Raw genomic sequence first — 24091 nt, forward strand, 5'->3', positions numbered from 1 at the left:
AGGAAAGAGGTAGTATCTATCGGTCAATATACTTCATGAGTTATTTAGCCATCGGTCTACTCTCAATCCTTTTCACTTTATATTCACTAAATTAATAATTGTAAACATAGGAGCTATCGGATCAGAGTAATGAACTAAAATAAAATTTATTTAAACCGTTTTCGGTGGATGAAAAATAGAAACAGAAAGGTCTTTAAGAGGCTTTTCAATGTAACCACTTTCTGATTTAATAATGAAGTATGGAATTTGATGATTGATTGCTATAGACTGAAATTTTGGTTCAGCCTCTGCAACTCTTTTTAAATTTTCCTGAACTTGTTTGTTCTTGCTATCTAAGTCTTTCAATTTTTTAGCTAAGAAACATTGTCCATCACAATGTAATTCGGGATGTTCCTTGTTAACACAAAACACACTTGTAATGTATTCCTTATTCATTTTGTATCCAGAATAAACCAATAGTTGCATCGCCCCGTTTGAAACCGAGCAAAACACTAAAAGGTATATCAGGATTTTTTTGAACATGGTATTTGCTGCAAAAGTATTAAAGAAATTGGTTGCAGCAAAGTAAAAAAAGCAATAGAATAAATTAGCCACAGATTTCACAGATAATCTTTGTTAAAAAAAACACAGATGAATTTATTCATCTGTGTTAATCATGTAAGTCTTTGGTTGAAATAATAAAACCTATGCCTGCAAATCGGCCATTACAGCTTTAATTTTGTAATACAATTTATTATCTTGCAAATACACTAAAATGAAAAACATGAAATTATTTAAACTTATGGTGCTTTTAGCGGTGCTTTCCTCTTGCAGTAAAGACAAAACTCCTGTCGACGAAGTAACAACCTTTAGTAATCCAAATTGGATGAGAATTGAAATTGCCAAAGAACAAGAAGCTCATGCTGTTTATGGAAATGTGGATGACACCTTAACTGTATCCACATTACATGCAATTTACCAAACCACAGATAAGGGGAAAACTTGGGTGAATAAGAAGATGAGCAATCAACCATTTTATGGGTTTATAGTTAAACAAGATAGTATTTTTACGTTGGGTTATAAGTCGATGAAAAATCAATCGGGCCAAATTTATGCATCATTTTCACAATATTTCAGTTTAGATAATGGTACAAGTTGGAAATCACTTTACCAAGGAGCAACTTCGTTAAACAGAATAAAAGAGTATGCTACAGTTCATCTAAACAATCAAATAACCATTAAGTTAAAGGAAAATTTGGAACCAATTGATGGTAATTTAAATGCTAATTATGTTTTAAAAAATACTATTCAAATAATCAGAAACGGCAATTCCAAGATTTTAACTTTACCTTTTGATAATCAAATCACTAATCTTACTCTTGATGAAAAGGGAAGACTATATGTTTCTGCCACGAGTGCTATTCACGATAAAATTACTGGAAAGTATTTGAATTATGAAAAATCACAGCCAGCTATAATTTATATTTCAAAACAAAATATTTCAGCCATAATAGATTAAACAAAAAATCCAGACGCATCTTATGGCATCTGGATTTTTTACATTATTTAATCTGCAAATCTGCGGTTAAAACCTAAGCCTGCAAATCAGCCATAACAGCTTTAATTTTATCCCCTAATTCTCCATTCACTTTTTCGAAATCTTTTTTATCAGCCAATGGCGCATTCACGCTGCAATAAAATTTAATTTTTGGCTCCGTACCACTCGGACGAGCAGAAACGATACTTCCATCTTCAGTAATAAATTGTAAAACGTCGGAAGTTGGGTAATCCAGTTTTGTTACTTTTCCGGTAGCTAAATCAGTCTCCTGGCTCAATTCATAATCTTTCAATACAGAAACTTTAGAACCGCCTAAGCTCGCAGGTGGATTATTTCTGAATTTTTCCATCATGGCTTTGATTTCTTCGGCGCCCGTTTTGCCTTTCTTGGTAAGGGATACTAAATCTTCTTTATACAAGCCATATTCAACATACATATCCAATAAAGCGTTGTACAAACTCGCGCCTTTATCTTTATAGTAAGCGGTCATTTCAGAAATAAAAGCTGCAGAAACCACAGCATCCTTATCGCGAACCAAATCGCCGATTAGGTAACCATAACTTTCCTCACCACCACCAATAAAATACTTTTTACCCTCTAATTCAGTCATTAACTGACCGATATATTTAAATCCTGTTAAGGTATTGTAATAAGTAACATCTTTTTTCTTCGCGATTTCTTCAATCAGGTTTGAAGTAACAATTGTTTTCACAATAAACTGATTGCCATCTAGTTTACCACTTTCCTGCCAGGCCGTTAACAGGTAATTAATTAACAGACTTCCCGTTTGGTTACCGTTCAGTAATACCCATTCGCCATCATTATCCTTAACGGCAATACCAACACGGTCAGCATCGGGGTCAGTCGCCAAAACTAAATCAGCATCAATTTCTTTAGCTTTATTCATGGCTAAAGTTAAAGCCTCTTTTTCCTCCGGATTTGGATAAACTACTGTTGGGAAATTTCCATCGGGTTTACTTTGCTCTTCAACAACCGTTACGTTTGTGAAACCAAATTGCGCCAAAGCTTTTGGTACTAAAGTAATTCCTGTTCCGTGGATAGGAGAGTACACTATTTTTAAATCGTGTTGTCTTTTAATCGCATCAGGAGAAATTGAAAGTGCTGTTATGCCGTCTAAATAGAGTTTATCTACTGCTTCGCCGATTAATTCAACATTCGCATCAACTCTGTCAAACTTAACTTCATCAATACTTTTAATTTTATTTACTTCATCTATAACTAATTTATCATCAGGAGAAGTAAACTGACCGCCATCTGCACCGTAAGCCTTGTAACCATTATATTCTTTCGGATTGTGCGATGCCGTTAACATTACACCACTTTTACAGCCGAAATGACGAACGGCGAAAGATAATTCAGGGGTTGGTCTTAACGCCTCGAAAAAGTAAACATGAATACCGTTTGCCGAGAAAACATCAGCTGTAATCCCTGCAAAATAATCAGAATTATTTCTGCTATCATGCGCAATTGCTACACTAATTTTTTCGCCAGGATATTTATTATTCAGATAGTTTGCCAAACCCTGAGTTGCCGTACCAATAGTGTATTTATTTATACGATTAGAGCCTGCACCCATAATGCCGCGTAAACCACCCGTACCAAACTCTAAGCTTTTGTAAAAAGCATCTGTAAGTTCTGTGGTCGAGTTATTATCTACAAGAGTTTGAATTTCTGACTTCGTTTTTTCGTCGTAATTTCCGCTTAACCACTGATTAATTGTGGCTTGGGTCGATTGGTCAATTGATTGCATTGAGCTTTATTTTTAATTTAATATCTGGTGTTGAACAAATTTCATTCAATGAAGTTTGGTTGGAATTGAAATATTTCAATTCTTCCAAATTTTATTTTGTTGAGGATGTTGCTTTTAAGCTGCTTTTGCTTAATTTCACGCCCCGATACAATAATAAAGAAAATTACATATTCCAGTACAAAAATGAAGATATTAAAATTTGGGGGTACTTCCGTTGGTAGTCCCGAGCGCATGACGAAACTGTTGGATATCATTAATCCAAATGAAGAGCAAATTGTTGTTTTATCAGCCGTGTCTGGTACTACAAATAGTTTAGTAGAAATTTCTAATTATTTTTTAGCTGGAGATAAGAAAAAGGGCAGCGAGTGTGTTGAGAATTTGTATCAAAAATATAAGGATTTTGTAATTGAACTTTTGCCAGCTGCTGATTTTCGGGAGATGGGTAACGAAGTTATAGATTATCATTTCAGCTTTTTAGCGGTTTTAACCAATGATATTTTTACGTCAATTGAAGAAAAAGTTGTTTTAGCGCAAGGCGAATTATTATCTACAACCTTATATCACATTTATTTGAAATCTATCGGTGTAGAATCAGTTCTGCTTCCAGCTTTAGATTTCATGAAAACAGATGAAGATAATGAACCTGATATTCCATTCACAACTAAGCATTTAAAACCTTTATTAGAGGCTAATAAAGGGAATAAACTCTTCATTACGCAAGGATTTATTTGCCGCAATAGTTTCGGTGAGGTAGATAATTTACGTCGTGGCGGAAGTGATTATACGGCATCATTGCTGGGTGCTGCAATTTTAGCCGAAGAAGTTCAAATCTGGACGGATATTGACGGCATGCATAATAACGACCCTCGTATTGTAAAAGGTACTAAACCAATCGCACAATTATCTTTTGATGAGGCGGCAGAGCTGGCTTATTTCGGCGCTAAGATTTTGCATCCTCAATCGGTTTTTCCGGCACAGAAATATAAGATTCCGGTTCGGTTATTAAATACGATGGAGCCATCTGCAGCAGGAACTTTAATTACGCATGATAGCGAAAGAGGTAAAATTAAATCTATCGCTGCAAAAGATGGCATCACTGCAATTCGTATTCAATCGAGCCGTATGTTGCTGGCTTATGGTTTCTTACGTCGTGTATTTGAAGTATTTGAGCGTTATAAAACACCAATCGACATGATTACGACATCAGAGGTTGCTGTTTCTTTAACCATTGATGAAACGGCGCATTTGCCAAAAATTATTGAGGAATTGGAAAGTTTCGGAACCGTTGAAGTAGATACCGACCATAGTATTGTTTGTGTTGTTGGCGATTTTGGTTCGGAAAAACATGGTTTCGCTAGCCGGGTTTTAGAAGGATTAAAACACATTCCTATCCGTATGATTTCTTATGGTGGAAGCAACTACAACGTTTCCCTTTTGATTTTGAGCGAATATAAAACGGAAGCTTTAAGAAGTCTGCACAACCGATTATTCGAATAGAAGATAAAAAGCACCTGTTACGACCAGCAATCCGATAAGGACGTGAAAAGCCAGAAAGCTTGATGGTAATAATCCGTTCCTGTGTTTCTTATAGGAATTAAATAATCCTAAAGAGATGATAAGAACAATAAATATGGCTGCTATTAGCTTCATTTTTTAATAAATAAAAGGAATAATACAATCAGGAGCAACACGATAAAAAACCGGATTTTTCCATTGTATTGTTTTTGGGTAATTCTTCCATGCTTTAAATCGAGGTAGTTACCCAAATAAATCAGCCCAAAGAATAAAATTAAAATTATAATAAGGAATTTGAACATGTTCGCCGATAAAGATATATCAAAGTTTAACAATATAGAAACACCTTTTTACTATTACGATACGGATTTATTACAGAAAACCTTAAGCACTTGTGCCGAGGCTGCTGCGCCGTACCAGTTTCATATCCATTACGCATTAAAGGCAAACTTCAACCCGGTTTTACTTGAGCAAATTAAACAAATCGGTTTCGGTGCAGATTGTGTAAGCGCTGGAGAGGTAAGAAGAGCTGTAGAAGTTGGTTTCGATAACAAAAAAATTGTTTTTGCCGGTGTTGGTAAATCTGATAAAGAAATAAATGAGGCTTTAGATTTGGATATTTTCTGCTTTAATGTAGAATCTATTCAGGAACTTGAAGTTTTAAATGCGCTTGCAGGCGCAAAAGGTAAGGTTGCGCAAGTGGCTATTCGTATCAATCCAAATGTTGATGCACACACGCATCATAACATAACTACAGGTTTAGATGAAAATAAGTTTGGCATCAATTCATGGGATTTACCGGAATGTGCTGAAACCTTAAAAGCAACTAAAAGCCTGAAATTTATCGGCATTCATTTTCATATTGGCTCTCAAATTACCAATTTAGATGTTTACAAAAACCTTTGCATTCGCGTAAACGAATTTTGTAACTGGTTTGAAGATAAAGGCTTTACGGTTGAGGTTTTAAACGTAGGTGGGGGTTTAGGTATCGACTATTATAATCCTGATAATCAAATACCTGACTTTAAATCTTATTTTAAAATATTTAAAGATTTTCTGGAGATTAAACCGAATCAGGAAGTTCATTTTGAGTTGGGAAGAGCGTTGGTAGGACAATCTGCCTCGCTAATTACCAAAGCCTTGTATATCAAAAACGGAAAGAAAAAAAACTTTGTTGTTCTGGATGCCGGTATGACGGAGTTAATGCGTCCGGCTTTGTACCAGGCTTATCATAAAATTGAGAATTTAACGCAAAGGTCCGAAGTCGGAAGTCCGAACTCGGAAGTGATAAAATATGATATTGTTGGTCCAATTTGCGAAAGCACCGATTGTTTTGGGAAAGAGGTAGAACAACCCGAATCTTTCAGAGGTGATGTTTTTGCAATTCGCAGTGCTGGCGCTTATGGAGAAGTAATGGCTTCGAAATATAATTTAAGAGATGCAATAAGGTCAGTTTATAGTAACGAGATATTCTGATCAGCCTCATCATTGCAAGGCACGAAGCGGTTTGTTCTGCTACAAAGATTGCTTCGTGCCACGTAGTACAATGCTACCTAAATACCTTTTAATATTTGTCTTCCCTGGTTTTAGCCGACGGTTTGCAATTCTTGTTTGTAATCTTCAGATTAAGCGCCTTTGTTTTATTCTGAAACCTTAAAAACAGAAGGATGGATGCTGTTAACAATCCGAAAGTCAGGCCATACCAAATTCCATTTACACCTAATCCAAATTGGAAACCCAATATATATCCAACCGGGATTCCAACAACCCAATAGGCCAGAAAAGTAATAAAGGTCGGTATATTTACATCACCAAGACCTCTGAGTACGCCTAATCCAACAACCTGTGTTCCGTCAAACAATTGAAAAAAGCCGGCTATAATTAATAATTGAGCTGCAATCGGCACTACTTTTAAATCATCCGTGTAGATAAATGGCATGATATGATGTGCCAAAATAAATATAATTGCCGTACAACTCATGAATAATAAAATAACGTGATAACTGGCGATGGCTGATTTACGTAAATCATCAAAATTATTTTTCCCAAAATTGTTTCCGGTCTTAATGGTTGCTGCAGAGGCTACGCCGCTTGCAATCATATACGTCATCGCAGCTAAGCTAATCGCAATTTGATGCGCTGCCTGCTCAATAGCACCAATTGTACCGATAAGAACAGCAGCACCACTAAAAGCACTAATTTCGAAAGAATACTGCATCGCAACCGGGGCACCGATTTTAATAATTTTAATCGCCCTTATTTTATCGATAAATGTCGCTTTGAAATTAACAAGGTATTTTTTGAAATGCTGAGCACGTAAAACATAAATGGCCATAACAGCAGCCATTAGAAGTCTGTCGATAAGGGTACTCCATCCAACACCACTAACACCCATAGATTTAATGCCAAACATCCCTTTCACGAAAATAATCCCCAATGTAATATTCAGTAGATTTCCCCAGATGGAAACAAACATAGCCTGTTTTGTAAATCCTAAACCTTCGGCAAATTGTTTAAAGGTTTGAAAAATTAATAACGGAATAATCGAAACGGAAAGTAAACCCAAATATGGTTTAGCATAGTAAACAACGGCCGGTGTTTGGTTTAAGTGGTCGATAACCACCAATACGCCAAAATGAACCAGCATGTAAAGGAATACGCCAACCAAAATATTAATAATCAGGCTATTTGATAAAAGTCTTCCGCATTCTTCATAATTTTGGCGCCCGTTTTCTTGCGCAATCAGTGGCGTTAAACTGTAGGAAATACCCAGTCCGATAACCATAATTAATATGAAAATGCTGTTTACCAGCGAAACAGCGGCAAGCTGGGTGGTATCCGTAAAGTGTCCGACAATGATGCTATCCGCCATATGAACCAGCGTATGCCCGACCTGAGAACCTACAATCGGCAATGCCAGATGAAGATTTTCTTTATAATAAGGTCTATATTTAGCGTAAATTTTAGATAGCATAAGCTTGCAAAGGTCCGCTTTTTAAACGTCAAAAAAGATAGTTAACGGAAAGTTAATTATAAGCATTCATTATAATGCCCCGATAGTTATCCGATTTATTTCAGCATTTTTTCATAAATTTATACTAGGCCGGTATAATTCCTCGCAGAAAGATTGCCACAGCCGTTGAAGAATCAGCTTCGCAATGACGACTTCTCGAGAATGTCATTGCGCGACACGAAACAATATTAATGTTTTGAGTTATACCTGACTACTATGTTTAGATTGCCTCTCTGCGATAGACTAGCTTCGTGCCTCAGCAACAACGACCATTCTTATTTCACCGCAGTAAAATATTCTTCCCGCTCTGAGGTATGGGTTCTGATTACATTGGTTAAAATTAAGTTAACCAGTATTTTTTGAGCCTTCCGATAAGAACAACGCAGCAACTTACTCAATTCTTTAAGTGTTATCCGTTCATTTTCATCGAGATATTTTAAAAGTTTTTTTTCATTATCCGAGTAGGAGATGAGTACGCCTTTGTTTTTATGGTCGTTTTTTAAAACTTCAACAATTATCTTGCTAGCCAGAACGCTTTTGTCATCAATTCGGATGTAGGCCCACCATTTTTTTTGATCATCCAGCGCATAGTGTGGTTTAGTATCACTTTCAGGGATATTTACCACGAGAATCAATTTATCATCAACGTAAATTTCTTCAAAATAAGGTTCAATGGCTGGTTTGCAAAACTGATGTGCCGAAGTAAGAATCATATATTTTTCTTCCTCTTCAGATTTTACACCTTTAATTGTACCATCGTCAGCTACGCCAATCAGCAGTTTACCTCCTTTATTATTTGCAAAAGCAACAAGGCTTTTAGCAATTTTTTCGGTATTGGTAATGGTTTTTTTAAAATCGAGCCTAACACCTTCGCCCTGCAAAATCAAACTTTTAATACTCGGCATAACAATATATTAATAAGCAACTCTCGGCGTTTCGCCCTGATGTAAGTTTCGGATGTAAACTTCGTTCATCACAGTAGCACACAGTTCGCCATTTTTATCGGTAATTTCCATCGGATAGGCTTTAACAAACTTTCCGATAGTTTTTAAGGCCTCTTCGGCCTCCGCAATCATTTCGTCGGTAACTTTAATGGTAAAATATAAATTGGAGCGACCTGGTTTTAAATATTGTATTGAGGCACTTTTCAGCCAAACCCGAACCTTAAAGCCCCTTCTCTGCATCAACTGATCAAACAACAATGCATAAAATGGATCTGTTGCGGCATATATGGTACCACCAAAAATAGAGCCATTGTAATTTTTGTTTAAAAAGCTTTTGCTAAGTTTAACCGTACAGCTTCTAAACTCATTTTCAAATTTCTGAACCCAAATGCGCTGAAAAAATAAGGGTGGGTAAAGGCGCATTACCCATTTAAGGGTATTTTGAGAAATAATCATATTTACTAATATCAGAAAGTTTTACCGTCTTTTAAAGTTTTACGAATGATGTTTTGATAATATTTCAGTTAATTGGAATTATACAAGTTTACAATAGTTATTTGCTTCGCAATCTTAATAATCTGGATTTTTAAAACATTTTTGACAGAATAGTGACTTTATTTATGCCGGTGTAATCTATCTGAAATGGTCTTATAAATTCAATTTTATCGTAAATAACTTTTGTAATAAACTGTTAATCTGTTAATTATATAATATTTTAGTTGTTTTAGACCAGAAATTTAAAACCAAATCATTAAAAGGTTGTTAAGACTACAGATAACAATAAAAAAACTATGAAAAAAATAATCTTAAGTCTTGCTTTCGCTGGCACATTAATGGTTGCCACGTCAGCATGCAATTCGTCAAAAAACATGGCTGGTTCAACAGACAGCACAACAGCGGATTCAACAACAATGACAACTCCGGCAGACACGACTAAAACAACAACGCCACCGGATACTTCGAAAACAACAACGCCGCCCGACACGACAAAAAAAATGCCTCCAATGTAGGTTAATAAAAGCCACTCAAATAATGAGTGGCTTTTATTTTTTAATCGCTGTTTAAGAGCCTGTTTAAAATTTATCTGATAATTTGTTTGTGCTTCTTTTTTTTAGCAGCTTTTATGGTTTCAATGGTCTTCAAGCTCGCTTCGCAGGTCGGCTGAAGCATCGTTAAATATTTTGAGATAGGTTATTTATATCTGCAACATTTGCTTTGTCTCACTCAAAAATAAGCGGTAAACATTTTCATAATAAAAATTTAAACAGGCTCTAAATATTTGGACTTATTTGTATTTTCAGGCATTTAAACCAAATAATCAAAATGGATCCTCAATCAAAGGCAAACAACCGTAATGTTATTTTCTTAGTTATTGTAGCCGCATTAGGCTATTTTGTAGACATTTACGATTTAGTTTTATTTTCTGTTGTACGCGTACAAAGCTTAACTGAAATCGGTGTTTCCGCAGATAACATGCGCACTGATGGTTTCCTTATTATTAATTCGCAAATGTTCGGCCTGTTGTTAGGCGGAATTATCTGGGGTATTTTAGGAGATAAACTTGGCCGGATTAAAGTTCTTTTTGGTTCAATACTTTTATATTCTTTGGCCAACATCGCAAATGGTTTTGTTACATCCGTAAACAGTTATGCTATAATCAGGTTTATTGCAGGCATTGGCCTTGCCGGTGAACTTGGCGCAGGAATTACCCTGGTCGCCGAAACCATGGATAAGGAAAAACGTGGTTATGGAACTATGATTGTTGGTGCAATCGGTCTTTTAGGTGCTGCCGTTGCGGCTACAGTGGCATCGAAATATACCTGGCAAACTTCTTATTTTGTTGGTGGGGGAATGGGCTTGGTTTTGCTTTTACTTCGGGTTGGTACTTTCGAATCGGGAATGTTTAAACATGCTGCCAAAACAGAAGTTTCAAAAGGGAATATTTTTATGCTTTTTAATGATAGAAAGCGTTTTCTGAAATATTTGTATTGCATTTTAATTGGTATTCCGCTGTGGTTTGTTGTGGGCATTTTAGTAACGTTAGCACCAGAGTTTGGAAAGGCATTGGGTGCCGCAGAACCCTTAAAAGCAGGAACAGGTATTATGTTTACCTATTTTGGTATCGCCATTGGCGATGTTGTAACAGGACTGTTGTCTCAGGTTTTAAAATCGAGAAGAAAAACGGTCTTTATTTTCCACTTGTTATCTGTAATTAGTGTTATCGTTTACTTAACGAGTTTTGGCCTCAATAGCAGTTCTTTTATCTGGATTTGTCTGTTTATGGGTTTTTCTGTCGGCTATTGGGCAACATTCGTCACCATTGCATCAGAACAATTTGGAACCAATATTCGTGCAACAGTAACGACAACTGCGCCAAATTTTGTTCGTGGTGCATTGATTCCAATTACATTTATATTTGAATTTTTTGCTCAAAAATATGGTTTAATTCCCGCGGGTTATATCGTTATGATTTTGCTGACCCTTATTGCACTTTTTGGCTTAAGCCAGTTAAAAGAAAGTTTTAATAAGGATTTAAATTATCTGGAAGAATAAATCCACTAAGTCGCTTTTCGGGTTTCCGACAGTGTCAATAAAATGTACTATCTAAACATAAATCATTATAGCTGTTTTAATACCCTTAAATTTGCTTCGTATATAATTACATCGCCATGTTTAAAGAAGAAATAGCCGAACGTTATAAGCAAATACAGGATAAAATTTGTGAAGGATTGGAAATTGCGGATGGTAAAGGGAAATTTGAAGAAGAACTTTGGGAAAGAAACGGCGGGGGAGGCGGACGTACGCGGATTATGCAAAAAGGTGCCATAATCGAAAAAGGCGGTGTTAATTTTTCAGCCGTTCATGGTAAGTTGCCCGAAGCCGTAAAAAAGGCTTTCAATGTTAGCGAAGAAGATTTTTTTGCAACTGGTGTTTCTATTGTAATCCATCCAAACCACCCGCTGGTACCAATAATTCACATGAACATTCGTTATTTTGAACTTAATGATGAAACGCGTTGGTTTGGTGGTGGAATAGATTTAACACCGCATTATGTTTTTGAAAATGATGCCCGCTTTTTTCACCACAAACTAAAAAAGGCTTGTGACGATTTTAACGTAGATTTTTATTCAAAATTTAAAGCCCATGCTGACGACTATTTTTATATTAAGCATCGCGAAGAAACACGCGGTATCGGCGGTATTTTTTATGACAGGTTAAAACCCGAAAATACAAATTTAAGCTGGACAGATATTCTGGATTTTTCAGCTAATATTGGTGAAACCTTTTTGCCAATTTATACCGAATTAATCGATAGAAATCGTGATAAAGAGTTTACCGAAATACAAAAAGAATGGCAATTCCAGCGCCGTAGCCGTTATGTGGAATTTAACCTGGTTTACGATTCAGGAACAAAATTCGGACTCGAAACCAATGGCCGGATTGAATCTATTTTAATGAGTTTACCACCACAGGCAAACTGGGGTTATAATGTTCAGCCTGAAATAGGTTCTGAAGAATTTAAAACTCAACAATTCCTTAAAAAGGGAATTAACTGGATTTAGTATTTACCACCTTAAACTATCAGGCTTAGAAGAATTATTCAGTTAAACATATATATTTAAGTTGGTAAATTAAAATAACGTTAAGGGTTGATTGACGAGATGATAACCAGCCTTTAATTTTCCGGTTCTAAAATCGTTGACTACATCATGAGTTAATCTGGTCGGCTCAGGGATTCTATAATTTCCGATACACTTTTTCATTATTGCCAAACTTTGTTCTTGCGTAATCAAATGACCGGCAGAAACATAAACTGGTGCACAATTGATTTTTGTTCTCAATGCATAACCTATTGTTTCGCCATGGCTTGTGATTGCAGACGTACTGTATCTTACATTCTCAGGGATGTGATTTTCTCCGTGCAGTATGCTTTTTGCACATCCGATTGCAGGTTGATTTGCTAAAATGCCAAAGTGGGAAGCAACACCCATGCGTCTCGGATGTAAAATTCCGTTTCCATCCAAAACCAAAACATCAGGTTTTTCCGGGATTAAATCCCAGGCTTTGAGTAATGCAGGTACTTCTTTAAAACCCAAAAAGCCCGCTTTATAGGGAAATGAAGTTTCAAAGGTTTCCAATGCATATGCTTTGAGAATCATTTCCGGATAACTAAGTATCACGATTCCGGCAAACATTGTTGTACTGTTTTTATTGAAAGAGATATCTGCACCTGCTATGGTTGAGATATTTTCGAGTTGCTGAAATTTTAACTGTTTTGCCAAAGCTAGTTGTAAAGCGGTAGCATCTTCAAAGGAAAAATTATCATACATACAAATCTTTAACAAATAAAAAGCCTAATGGTTCGTTTTACAACTCAGTTAAGCATCGAAAAATTATAAAACGTTTTCAAACGGATTAACGAATTTAATTCCCAAAAAATATTTATTAATTTCTAAGTCCGTTAACAAACACCGCTCTAAATCTGCTTTAAGTTCTTCAGCATTCATTTCCTGACCAATAAACACCAATTCATTCTTTCGATCACCAAATTCTTTATCCCAGTTCTTTTTTATTTCTGTTTCATTTTCAAGATAATCTACATAATTTTTTCTTTCATTTTCATCCATACTTGCCCACCAAACACCTGCGTAATCGATTCTTAATGAGCCTCCGGCTTGTGAAAATAGAATTGCCTTTTCACGCATAGCCGCTAAGTGAAATATACCTTTAGACCTGATAATTGTTTGTGGAAATTCCTGATTAATATATCTCCATAATCTTTCCGGGTGGAAAGGTTTCGTTGAGCAAAAAACTGTTGAACTAATGCCATATTCTTCTGTTTCAGGGATGTGAATTTCTTCTAATTCCTTTTTCCAGCCGGCACTTTCAGACGCAGATTCAAAATCAAAAAGCCCGGTATTTAAAATTAAGGATGGATTTATTTCACCAAAAAGTGTATTGTGTATTTTGGCATAAGGATTTAACTTCCGAATCAGCGACTTTAACACTTTTAAATCTTCTTGGCTCACCAAATCTGTTTTATTCAGCAGAATTACATTAGCAAATTCAATTTGGTCGACTAATAGATTCACAATAGTTCGCTTATCACTGGTGTCATCAACCATTGCTCTGTCAATTAATCTATCAGCAGAACCAAAATCTTTGTAAAAGTTAAATGCATCAATAACCGTAACCATGGTATCTATCTGACTAAAACGGCTAAGGTCTACGCCTGATTCTTCACTTACAAATGAAAAGGTTTGCGCTATAGGGAGCGGTTCAGAGATACCTGTGCTTTCAATAATCAAATAATCGAAACGATTCTCTTTGGCGAGTTTTTCCACTTCCAGAATTAAATCTTCTCTTAAAGTACAGCAAATACAGCCATTACTCATTTCAACCAGTTTTTCATCAGTTTTTGAGAGTGTATTTTGATTCATGACTAAGGTAGCATCAATATTAATTTCGCTCATATCGTTCACAATTACTGCTACTTTCAAATCCTGCTTATTTTTTAGTATGGCATTTAATAGTGTGGTTTTTCCAGCGCCCAGAAAACCACTTAATACAGTTACCGGTAATTTCTTTATCATTTTAATGCAATTAAGTTGCAAATATATAGACTAAATTTTTAAATGCAACTATATTGCATTTATATTTGTTGTCTAAAATAGTCTATGAAAATACTTCGGTACCACATTAACCTCGACAGGGTAGGTATAACGGCTTCAACTTTATGTGCCATACATTGTGCTGCTATACCATTCTTAATTACAATATTGCCAATCTGGGGATTAGGTTTTCTGGCAAATGAATGGATGGAAATTTTTATGATAGTAATTTCATTGATTCTTGGAATATGGTCTTTAACCGCTTCCTTTAAAAAAACGCATTATAACATTCTGCCGATTTCTCTATTCGTTACCGGGTTTGCCTTAATCGTAATGGGACATTTTTTGAATATTGATTTTCTTGAGCCGATTTTAATTCCATTTGGAGGTTTTACAATTGCACTGGCACATTTGATAAACCTGAGACTTTTAAAATCTTGCTCAACCAATCATAAACATTAAGTAAATTCTTATGACTAAGCACTATAAACTTGCCTTCACATTATTCTTAATTTTTATTTCAATGGTAAACCCGGGATGTAAACATGATGTAAATAATGGCTTGGAATTACATAAAGGGCATATGACTAAGCCCGTGGTTGTGATAGGTGTTAAAGCTCAAACTCATAATTAATTGCTTATTTTTGTTTTACCATGACGGATAATTCAAATCATTTTGAAAAATTATTGATAAAGAACGGACTAAAAAGAACGGGGCCAAGATTACAGGTTCTGGATATTTTAAGCAACCGTGATTCTGCTACTTCTCAGCCATATCTGGAACAGGTGATGGGGACGGAGGTTGACCGGGTAACGCTTTATCGTGTTTTAAAGGCGTTTGAAGAAAAAGGAATTATCCATAAAGTTTTAGATAATCATGGTACCGCAAATTACGCAATATGTTCAGGCAATTGCAATGCAAATGAGCATCACGACGAACATGTTCATTTTAACTGCAATAACTGCAAAAAAGTTTATTGTTTAGCTAATGTTCAAATCCCGGCATTTAAGGTGCCTGCCGGATTTAAGGTTGAAAACCTAAATTTAATCGCAAGCGGTATTTGTGCAGCGTGCGCTGATAAGGATTAATTAACCGTTAAAATATATTCTTCGAAGCCTTAAGATGCTATCTGAATGTTAATCACAATTTGTTTTAGACTTTACACGCATAACAGCGCTTTATTTGGTTTAAATTGTGTGTAGAGATAACATAACTATTTTGTCTTATAATTAATATTATGTTAAGTTGTATTTTCTTCAAACTACTTTCCCCAACTAAAGTTCCTGCAATTTCCTTTTTAAATCCTGCACTTTATCCTTCGCATTTTTACGGGCGTAAATTTCGATAAGCAATTGAACAGTTTGCTTGTCGTTAGGATTAATTTCATTTGCACGCAACAATGCAAACTGAGCACGGTTAATTAACGAGCTGTACTGGGTGTTTTTATCTGCCTCAGATTTTTTCAACGTTTCATTTGCTGTATTTACATAAGCCAGGCCAAGCTGATATAGCGCATCAAAGTAATTCTGGTCGGTTAATAAAGCTTTGTTGTAAGCCAAAATTGCTGTAGAATTGTTACCGCCAACTTGCTGTAAATAGCCGTAAAGAAAGAATAATAATTTATTTCCTTTTTCTACTTTTAAATTGTTTTCTATCAGTCCTTCGGCTTTGCTGTAATTTTCGGTATCCAACAAAAGATTTATATAATCATTAGTAAGCGTATGGTTATAGGCATTTAGAGCCAATCCATCTTCTAATGTTTTAATTGCGTTTGCGTTATCAGATTTAGCGATATACAATTGTGCCATTTTCTGAAATACCGCAGGATTGCGGATGCTATCTTCTTTCGCCCTCTTAAAATATTTTAAAGATTCGTCGTACTGCTGTACATTTTGTGCACAAATTGCCGTATTCAAGGCTAAAGTAGAATCTGCCGGAAAATTATCGCTAACTTCCTTTAAATCATCAAGCGCTTCTTTAAAATCGTTATTGAAATAAGCAAGATTGCCCCGCTCCTGTTTTTTTATTAAAATATTATGCTCTGAAGCTTTAATTAGCCCGGAAGGATCCTCATATTTATCTAAACTCTTCGCTCTTTTTATGGCAACAACGGCGGTATCAAAATACTTAAAAGATGCTGTTGCATCAGTTTCAATAATTGCGGCGTAGGAAGTTAAATAGGATTTAATTGCCCAGGTTTCAGGCCAGTTTTTGGTTTTATTATCTTTTTCGGCCGATTCAATAGATTTAAGGCCTTCAGCTATAATCCCTAATTGTTTTTTCGAATCTTCCTTACCTGCGAAAGATGCCTGTAGTTTACCAACCGCATTACGGGCAATTAACATCTGGCTCTTTTGAGCATATGAATTAAGAGATAGCGTAATTAAGAAAGTAACTAAAAATTTGAACAAGCTTCGCATGGTATTATAATATGATTTAGTAAAAATAAACATAAAAAAAAGAGCCCCGAAAATTTCAGGGCTCTTTTTTTTAATTCGATTACTTATTGTTTAGGCAAAGCATCTAAACGTTTTTTAATTTCATCGTAATTTTTGGTGTCGTTTTTGAACGCGTAGATGGTTTTCAGTGTTTCTAAAGCACCTGCATTTTTAGCATCAATATCTAATGCTTTTTTGTAATAAGGTACAGATTTGTCAAGTAAACCATTCATTTTAGCGGTAACTTCATTAAATTCTTTAACTTTTTTACCATCAATTTTATTACGATCATTCTGAAGTTTTAAAGCCTGAGAAAAATAAATATTACCTAGTAAAACCTGATAAGTTGCATTATTCGGCTCTTTAGCAGCTAATGTATTAAGCATTTGCTCTGATTTAGCGCCATCACCTTTATCAATATAAATTTGAGTTTCGGTTTTGATAAAACTTGGCTCTTCAGGGAATTTTGCCGAAGCCTCTTTAATTAAAGCCAAACCCGCAGTTGTATCTTTTTGCTGTTTTAAAGTAATATCAATAATCTCTGCATACAAATCTTTAGATTGAGGCGAATTTAAAGAAATTACTTTCTTGAATTGTTGAACTGTATTTGGATAATCGCCTAATGTTCTTGCTGCAATACCGGCGTTCAGATACATTGCGGTATCAGCAGGGTTGATTACTGTAGCCTGAACAAATTTGCTGTAAGCAGTTTTATAATCCTTTTTGTTATAAGCAACAACACCTGCATTTCTAACTGCATTCGAGATATTTGTTTCTGCAAGTGCAATGTTTTCTTTTTCTGCACCTTTGGTATCTAAAGTTTTTGCCTGCGCAACCGCTTCTGTTGCAATTTTTAAATTTGCATCCGCATTTTGTGCATTAGCTGTATCAACAAGCGCTATAGCTGATGAAAACAATGCCCTGTAAGACCATGCTTCAGGCATAACTTTCGATTTTTCATCTGCAATTGCTTTATCTGTATGGGCTAATGCTGCTGATAACGTTTCTAATTTCTTTGCCAATGGTATAGACGCACTTTGTCCCGTAATCTGGAATATGCCCCATGCCTTTTTTGCCTCTGCTACTTCGCTTTTCTGAGCAAATGCAAAGCTTACTACACCTGCTAAAATTATACTTAGAACTACTCTTTTCATAAAATTATTATTCTATTCTTATTTATTGGATTAATTTTCGTCTTCAGTTTCGTTATCTGATTCACCTTCTTCTTCAGTATCAGTATCATCAGCCTCTGCAGTCGGATCAGCTTCTATTTCTTCCCCGTCAACTACCACAACACTTTCTAAATCAACGGTCTCTTCTTCATCCTCCTCGTGGTCTATTTTCGTTACCGATGCAATTTCGTCATCACCTTTTAAAGATATTAAACGTACCCCTTGTGTTGCACGTCCCATTACCCTTAATGCGGATACAGGTATTCTGATTACAATACCTGAACGATTAATAATCATTAAATCTTCGCTATCCGTAACGTCTTTAATGGAAACTAATTGTCCTGTTTTTTCGGTAACATTAATTGTCTTTACGCCCTTACCTCCCCGGTTTGTAACACGGTAATCCTCTATATCGGTACGTTTTCCATATCCTTTTTCTGATACAACTAACACCGTAACTTCCGGATTGTTTACAGCAATCATGCCAACAACCTCATCTTTATCATGTGCAAGCCTTACGCCACGCACACCAGTTGCTGTTCTACCCATCGGGCGAACTGTGCTTTCGTTGAAGCGAATTGCTCTTCCGGAACGCAGTGCCATAACAATTTCACTTTGTCCGTTGGTTAAACATGCTTCTAATAATACATCGCCTTCATTAATGTTTATGGCGTTGATGCCATTTACACGTGGACGGGAATAGGCCTCAAGAGATGTCTTCTTTATTGTACCTTGTTTAGTACACATGATGATAAAGTTATTCTCTAAATATTCCTGATCCTTAAGGTTTTTAACTTTGATGTAAGCTTTAATTTTTTCTTCTTTCGGAATATTTATAATGTTTTGGATGGCTCTTCCTTTACTCGTGCGGGTGCCTTCAGGGATTTCATAAACCCTTAACCAAAAACACCTTCCGGCTTCGGTAAAGAACAGCATATAATTGTGGTTGGTTGCAACCAGCATATGTTCGATGAAATCTTCATTTCTAGAATTGCTTCCTTTAGAACCTTTTCCGCCTCTGCCTTGAGCCCTGAACTCCGTTGCAGGTGTACGTTTTACATAACCTTCATGTGATATGGTGATTACAACTTCTTCATCATCAATGAAATCTTCCATACTCATGTCTTCGGCAGAGTGAACGATGGTTGTTCTGCGTTCATCACCAAATTTTTGCTGGATTTCCGCCAGCTCATCTTTAATGATCTGCATACGCAAACCTTCATCCGCTAAGATAGATTTCAAATATTCGATGGTTTTCATCAATTCCGCATATTCTTCTTTAATCTTATCGCGCTCCAGTCCTGTTAAACGACGAAGCGTCATATCCAGAATTGCACGGGCCTGAAGATCGCTCAAGCCGAATTTTTCCATTAAGCCTAGACGCGCTTCTTCCGGTGTTTCAGATGCACGGATTAACTTAATTACTTCATCCAGATGGTCTAAAGCGATTAAATAACCTTCTAAAATATGGGCACGTTTTTCTGCTTCGGATAACTCGTATTTGGTACGACGGACAATGACATCATGGCGGTGATCTACAAAATGTACAATTAAATCTTTCAGATTTAACATTTGCGGACGGCCTTTTACCAATGCAATGTTATTTACACTGAAGGAAGTTTGTAACGCAGTATACTTATACAGGTTATTTAGTACGATAGATGCGTTGGCATCACGCTTAATTTCGTAAACGATACGAATACCGTCTTTATTCGATTCATCTTTAATGTTTGAGATACCTTCCAGTTTTTTCTCGCCAACCAATTCAGCAGTACGCTCAATCATTTGTGCTTTGTTAACCTGGTAAGGAATTTCGGTTACAATAATAACCTCCCGATCTTTTAAGTTTTCGATTTCTGCCTTTGCACGCATTACGATACGTCCGCGACCGGTTTCGAAAGCCTCTTTAACACCGGCATAACCATAGATGATACCACCGGTTGGAAAATCAGGAGCCTTTACAAACTTCATCAGTTCCTCAATGGTAATATCCTTGTTGTCTATATAATTTACAACGCCATCAATAACTTCTGTTAAATTATGTGGCGCCATATTGGTTGCCATACCTACTGCAATACCCGATGAACCGTTTACTAAAAGGTTAGGGATTTTTGCAGGCAGAACAGTTGGCTCTTGCTCGGTATCATCAAAATTTAACTGAAAATCTACCGTGTCTTTATTGATATCGGCGACCATTTCTTCAGCCAGTTTACTAAATCTGGCCTCTGTATAACGCATTGCCGCAGGCGAATCACCATCAATGTGTCCGAAGTTTCCTTGCCCATCTACCATTGGATAACGTAAGCTCCAATCCTGAGCCATACGAACCATGGTGAAATATACTGATGCATCACCATGTGGGTGGTACTTACCTAAAACCTCACCCACAATACGGGCTGATTTTTTATACGGCTTACCACTGGTAACACCCAATCCTAGCATACCATATAAAACACGGCGGTGTACCGGTTTTAAGCCATCACGTACGTCAGGTAGCGCTCTTGATACAATCACCGACATTGAATAGTCAATGTAGGCCGATTTCATCTGCTCCTCGATATTTATTTGAATGATTTTGTCGTTTTGCTGATTTTCTAAATCTTCTGCCATAAATTATTATTCTCGTTATCAAAAACGATATTTAAAAAAGGTATTATTATAACCTTGCGAATTTAGCAAAATTATGCCGAAATAAGGCATTGTGGAAAAGTTTTGAGCTTTAATAAGGGATTTCTGATGTCACATTTTTTTTAGGTTCTTACAGCGGTGTTTAATTAGTTTTTCAATTTAAAGACCAAGCGACTTTTCTTTGGTTTTCATCCGGTCAATTTTAATCGCCGCAGATTTACAGGTTATAAAACCTGAGGTTAAAAAAATGGATTTTATTTATCAAAAAAAACTAACCAGGTTATTTTTAATTCAGCGTAAATCTGCGTGATAAGATTATTTAAATTCTGTAAAACCCTAAAATTAAAATTCTATTTTTGCGTATAATCCGATATACCTGATGGCAAAAGAAAAAAAATCAGCAATGATATTTATTATGATAACCCTCCTGATAGATTTTACAGGTTTCGGAATCATAATACCTGTTTTACCAAAATTGATTCAGGAATTTACCGGTGGAAGTGTTAGTGTGGCGGCAGATTATGGCGGTTATTTAATGGTCGCTTTTGCATTAGCTCAATTTATCTTCTCGCCTATAATGGGTGGATTAAGTGATAAATATGGCAGAAGGCCTATCTTGCTTTTTTCTTTATTCGGATTGGGCATAGACTATATTTTTCTTTCTTTTGCACCAACCATTTTCTGGTTATTTATCGGAAGAATTATTGCCGGGATTACCGGTGCGAGTTTTACAACGGCTATGGCTTATATTGCCGATATTTCTGAACCTGAAAAGAAAGCCCAGAATTTTGGTATGGTGGGTGCCGCTTTTGGTGTCGGATTTATTCTAGGTCCTGTTATAGGTGGCTTATTCAGTAATTTTGGGCTAAGGGTTCCATTTATGATATCGGCAGGTTTAGCTCTCGTAAACTGGCTTTATGGCTATTTCATTCTTCCTGAATCCTTATCAAAGGCAAACCGGAGAAATTTTTCATGGAAACGGGCAAATCCGATTGGCTCTTTTATAAATGCATCGAAATACCCGGCAATACTGGGTTTGTTAGCCACCCTCCTGTTGTTATATGTAGCCAGCCATTCCGTACAATCAAACTGGTCGTATTATGTTATTGAAAAGTTTAAATGGGATTCTACAATGATTGGCTATTCTTTAGGTGTTGTTGGATTAATGATTGCATTGGTACAAGGTGGATTAATCCGGGTAATTATTCCTAAAATTGGGAATCGGAAAGCAATTTATTTCGGATTGATGCTTTATATAATTGGCTTTGTTTGTTTTGCATTTGCGGCAAATGGATTAATGATGATGCTTTTTATCATTCCGTATTGCTTAGCGGGTATCGGCGGACCAGCCATGCAGAGTATTATTTCCAATCAGGTACCGGAAAATGCACAGGGAGAAATTCAGGGCATAACAACCAGTTTACAAAGCCTGGCTGCCATTATCGGCCCTTTTCTGGCCAGCCATATTTTTGTTTATTTTATTCAGGATGGAACACCACTTTACTTTCCCGGTGCACCTTTTATTTTGAGTGCATTTTTAACTTTGATAGGTTTGTTTATTGCCATCAGGGCATTGAGGAAGTACCATTAGAGTAAAGCATTAGCCAGATTGGCCAGCTCACTCCTCTCGCCTTTTTGCAGGGTGATGTGTGCATAAAGCGGGTGATTTTTAGCATGTTCTATCAAATACGATAAACCATTGCTTTCGGCATCTAAATAAGGCGTATCAATTTGGTAAATATCACCCGTGAAGACAATTTTCGTATGCTCACCTGCCCTCGAAATAATCGTTTTTACTTCGTGTGGGGTAAGGTTTTGTGCCTCATCGATGATAAAAAAAATCTTTGTTAAGGTTCTTCCTCTGATAAAGGCTAAAGGTGCAATCGCAATTTTTTCTGTTGTGATTAACTCATCAATTTTTGCTGACATTTTATCGTCGCCATTAAACTGCTCTTTAATAAACCGGAGATTATCCCAAATGGGCGCCATAAAAGGGTCGGTTTTTGATTTTGCATCACCGGGTAAGAAACCGATATCCTTATTACTTAAAGAAACAATTGGCCTGGTTATATAAATCTGCCTGAAATCTCTGCGCTGTTCTAAAGCACTTGCTAACGCTAAGAGTGTTTTCCCTGTACCGGCATTCCCCTGTATGCTTACTAATTTTACATCGGGGTTTAACAAGGCATTTATAGCAAAGGCCTGTTCAATATTTTTAGGTTTTATTTTGAAAATCGCCTCTGTAGAAACAGAAGTAATGGTTTTTAAACTGTGATTGTAAAATACGTTGGCTGTTTTTCGTTTGTTCTTCAGGATGTAAAAATGGTTTCCTTCTTTTGCGGGTAGTTCAATAGCCGCCGTATCCAGAAATTTTTCTTTTTTAACCTCATCTATAACAGTTTCAGAAAAGTTCAGCAATTCTGTTTTACCGGCATAAAGTTCATCAACATTTTTTATTTTACCTGTTTCATAGTCTTCTGCATTTAAATTAAGTGCTTTTGCTTTTAGTCGAAGGCATATATCTTTCGAAACCAGAACAACTTTTTTACCGGGATTTTCTTCTTTTAAGCTTAATGCAGCATTTAAAATTTTATGGTCGGTTTTACCTTTTCCATAAATTTCTTCGGCATCTGTTTTTAAAGGTTTTTCGTTTAAAACAACTTTAAACTTGCCCGAATTTGGCGTTGTTAAGGCTACCCAATCACTAATCAACTTTTGTTTTGAAGTGGTATCTATTAATCTGATAAAACTTCTGGCCTCAAAATTTCGGGTATCGTTTCCGCTCTTAAAGTTATCAAGTTCCTCTAATACCTGAATCGGGATGGCTACATCATGCTCGTGGAAGTTGTTTATTGCATCATGATCATATAAAATAACTGAAGTATCTAAAACGAAAATCTTTTTTGACGAATTGGAGACGGGTTTATCTTTTTTAGCCATTTTGTAAATTTAATATTTCTTTACTAAAATGATGCAGGTAAATATTATGCGTTTATTTTACATGCCTGCGGGTTAGCGCAGATGGATGATATAATTTAAAAATTTTCTGTAAAATCAGTGTGCCCGTGGCATATTATTTAATTTTCCCGCAGATTCCGGGGATTAACGCAGATAGATGATATGTTCAAATATATTCTGTGATGATCATTGTTTCCATGGCATATTATTTAATGCACCCGTTGATTTCGGTAATTAACGTAGATTGACGGCAGAATTTTTTTGTAAAATCAGTGTTTCCGTAGCGAGCTATTTGTACACTTGCCGTTTATAAATGGCTTAAAATAAAAACGGGGCCCTTCTTCTTTCGATTCAGTTCCCCGTTTTAACCTTAATAATAACCGTAATTAATATTAAGGCATCTAATAAATCTGTAAATTGAATTTCTTCGTTTTTACTTGGTTTTGCAACTTTTGTAAATCGTTTAGAAATTATCTCCAATAGCGATGCTCCGTAAAACAAA

21 protein-coding genes are annotated in these 24091 nt (G+C 36.1%); 9 read left to right on the plus strand and 12 right to left on the minus strand.

Annotation, left to right across the window (positions count from 1 at the left end):
* Positions 1-150: 150 nt before the first annotated feature.
* The gene (locus O0931_RS05500) at positions 151-522 is read right to left on the minus strand and encodes a hypothetical protein (RefSeq protein WP_269414562.1); all 372 of its coding nucleotides are present in this window, start codon (positions 520-522) and stop codon (positions 151-153) included.
* Between the two features lie 241 nt (positions 523-763).
* Between O0931_RS05500 and O0931_RS05505 the strand changes: the two genes are divergently transcribed.
* Positions 764-1498, plus strand: coding sequence for a beta propeller repeat protein (locus O0931_RS05505; RefSeq protein ID WP_269414563.1), 735 nt, complete (start codon positions 764-766; stop codon positions 1496-1498).
* Between the two features lie 73 nt (positions 1499-1571).
* On the opposite strand, the gene O0931_RS05510 is transcribed toward O0931_RS05505, so the two are convergent.
* Positions 1572-3308, minus strand: a complete 1737-nt coding sequence (locus O0931_RS05510; RefSeq protein WP_269414564.1) for a phospho-sugar mutase — start codon at positions 3306-3308, stop codon at positions 1572-1574.
* Between the two features lie 183 nt (positions 3309-3491).
* On the opposite strand from O0931_RS05510, the gene O0931_RS05515 reads away from it, so the two are divergent.
* Positions 3492-4805, plus strand: a complete 1314-nt coding sequence (locus O0931_RS05515; RefSeq protein WP_269414565.1) for an aspartate kinase — start codon at positions 3492-3494, stop codon at positions 4803-4805.
* Here O0931_RS05515 and O0931_RS05520 read toward each other — a convergent pair.
* Positions 4794-4958, minus strand: a complete 165-nt coding sequence (locus tag O0931_RS05520; protein ID WP_269414566.1) for a hypothetical protein — start codon at positions 4956-4958, stop codon at positions 4794-4796. The two genes, O0931_RS05515 and O0931_RS05520, sit on opposite strands and share 12 nt — an antisense overlap.
* A gap of 165 nt (positions 4959-5123) precedes the next feature.
* On the opposite strand from O0931_RS05520, the gene lysA reads away from it, so the two are divergent.
* Positions 5124-6299 (plus strand): diaminopimelate decarboxylase, encoded by a 1176-nt coding sequence (lysA, locus tag O0931_RS05525; protein ID WP_269414567.1) that lies wholly within the window; start codon positions 5124-5126, stop codon positions 6297-6299.
* Between the two features lie 88 nt (positions 6300-6387).
* On the opposite strand, the gene O0931_RS05530 is transcribed toward lysA, so the two are convergent.
* The 3 genes from O0931_RS05530 to O0931_RS05540 all read right to left on the minus strand — a co-directional run bounded on the left by O0931_RS05530 (position 6388) and on the right by O0931_RS05540 (position 9236).
* A complete protein-coding gene (locus O0931_RS05530) occupies positions 6388-7797 on the minus strand; it encodes an MATE family efflux transporter (protein ID WP_269414568.1) in 1410 nt (469 codons plus the stop codon).
* Between the two features lie 314 nt (positions 7798-8111).
* Positions 8112-8741, minus strand: a complete 630-nt coding sequence (locus O0931_RS05535) for an AlbA family DNA-binding domain-containing protein (protein WP_269414569.1) — start codon at positions 8739-8741, stop codon at positions 8112-8114.
* Positions 8742-8750: 9 nt separating this feature from the next.
* Positions 8751-9236: a DUF4442 domain-containing protein gene (locus tag O0931_RS05540; protein ID WP_269414570.1), complete on the minus strand. Its 486-nt coding sequence runs from the start codon at positions 9234-9236 to the stop codon at positions 8751-8753.
* Positions 9237-9571: 335 nt separating this feature from the next.
* On the opposite strand from O0931_RS05540, the gene O0931_RS05545 reads away from it, so the two are divergent.
* From O0931_RS05545 to hemF, 3 genes are all read left to right on the plus strand, one after another.
* Complete coding sequence (locus tag O0931_RS05545; protein ID WP_269414571.1) at positions 9572-9790, plus strand: coproporphyrinogen III oxidase; 219 nt, start codon at positions 9572-9574, stop codon at positions 9788-9790.
* A gap of 313 nt (positions 9791-10103) precedes the next feature.
* A complete protein-coding gene (locus tag O0931_RS05550; protein ID WP_269414572.1) occupies positions 10104-11333 on the plus strand; it encodes an MFS transporter in 1230 nt (409 codons plus the stop codon).
* Positions 11334-11449: 116 nt separating this feature from the next.
* Positions 11450-12343 (plus strand): oxygen-dependent coproporphyrinogen oxidase, encoded by an 894-nt coding sequence (gene hemF / locus O0931_RS05555; protein WP_269414573.1) that lies wholly within the window; start codon positions 11450-11452, stop codon positions 12341-12343.
* Positions 12344-12412: 69 nt separating this feature from the next.
* On the opposite strand, the gene O0931_RS05560 is transcribed toward hemF, so the two are convergent.
* Together O0931_RS05560 and O0931_RS05565 are read right to left on the minus strand one after the other, a co-directional pair.
* Entirely contained in the window at positions 12413-13111 is a 699-nt protein-coding gene (locus O0931_RS05560; RefSeq protein WP_269414574.1) for an endonuclease V, read from the minus strand.
* 63 nt (positions 13112-13174) lie between these two features.
* Positions 13175-14374: a GTP-binding protein gene (locus tag O0931_RS05565; RefSeq protein WP_269414575.1), complete on the minus strand. Its 1200-nt coding sequence runs from the start codon at positions 14372-14374 to the stop codon at positions 13175-13177.
* A gap of 84 nt (positions 14375-14458) precedes the next feature.
* On the opposite strand from O0931_RS05565, the gene O0931_RS05570 reads away from it, so the two are divergent.
* Positions 14459-14854, plus strand: a complete 396-nt coding sequence (locus O0931_RS05570) for a MerC domain-containing protein (protein WP_269414576.1) — start codon at positions 14459-14461, stop codon at positions 14852-14854.
* A 192-nt stretch (positions 14855-15046) separates the two neighbouring features.
* Complete coding sequence (locus tag O0931_RS05575; RefSeq protein WP_269414577.1) at positions 15047-15481, plus strand: Fur family transcriptional regulator; 435 nt, start codon at positions 15047-15049, stop codon at positions 15479-15481.
* 186 nt (positions 15482-15667) lie between these two features.
* Here O0931_RS05575 and O0931_RS05580 read toward each other — a convergent pair whose 3' ends face one another.
* The 3 genes from O0931_RS05580 to gyrA form a co-directional block, all read right to left on the minus strand.
* Positions 15668-16804: a tetratricopeptide repeat protein gene (locus tag O0931_RS05580; protein ID WP_269414578.1), complete on the minus strand. Its 1137-nt coding sequence runs from the start codon at positions 16802-16804 to the stop codon at positions 15668-15670.
* Positions 16805-16896: 92 nt separating this feature from the next.
* The gene (locus O0931_RS05585; RefSeq protein WP_269414579.1) at positions 16897-17985 is read right to left on the minus strand and encodes a tetratricopeptide repeat protein; all 1089 of its coding nucleotides are present in this window, start codon (positions 17983-17985) and stop codon (positions 16897-16899) included.
* 30 nt (positions 17986-18015) lie between these two features.
* A complete protein-coding gene (gene gyrA, locus O0931_RS05590) occupies positions 18016-20613 on the minus strand; it encodes a DNA gyrase subunit A (RefSeq protein WP_269414580.1) in 2598 nt (865 codons plus the stop codon).
* A gap of 397 nt (positions 20614-21010) precedes the next feature.
* Between gyrA and O0931_RS05595 the strand changes: the two genes are divergently transcribed.
* On the plus strand, positions 21011-22222 hold the full coding sequence (locus O0931_RS05595; RefSeq protein WP_269414581.1) for a TCR/Tet family MFS transporter: 1212 nt from the start codon (positions 21011-21013) through the stop codon (positions 22220-22222).
* Here O0931_RS05595 and O0931_RS05600 read toward each other — a convergent pair.
* Entirely contained in the window at positions 22219-23571 is a 1353-nt protein-coding gene (locus O0931_RS05600; RefSeq protein WP_269414582.1) for a PhoH family protein, read from the minus strand. The genes O0931_RS05595 and O0931_RS05600 overlap by 4 nt on opposite strands.
* Between the last annotated feature and the right edge of the window lie 520 nt (positions 23572-24091).

Source organism: Pedobacter rhodius, assembly GCF_027213645.1.
In the GTDB taxonomy this organism is placed as follows: domain Bacteria; phylum Bacteroidota; class Bacteroidia; order Sphingobacteriales; family Sphingobacteriaceae; genus Pedobacter; species Pedobacter rhodius.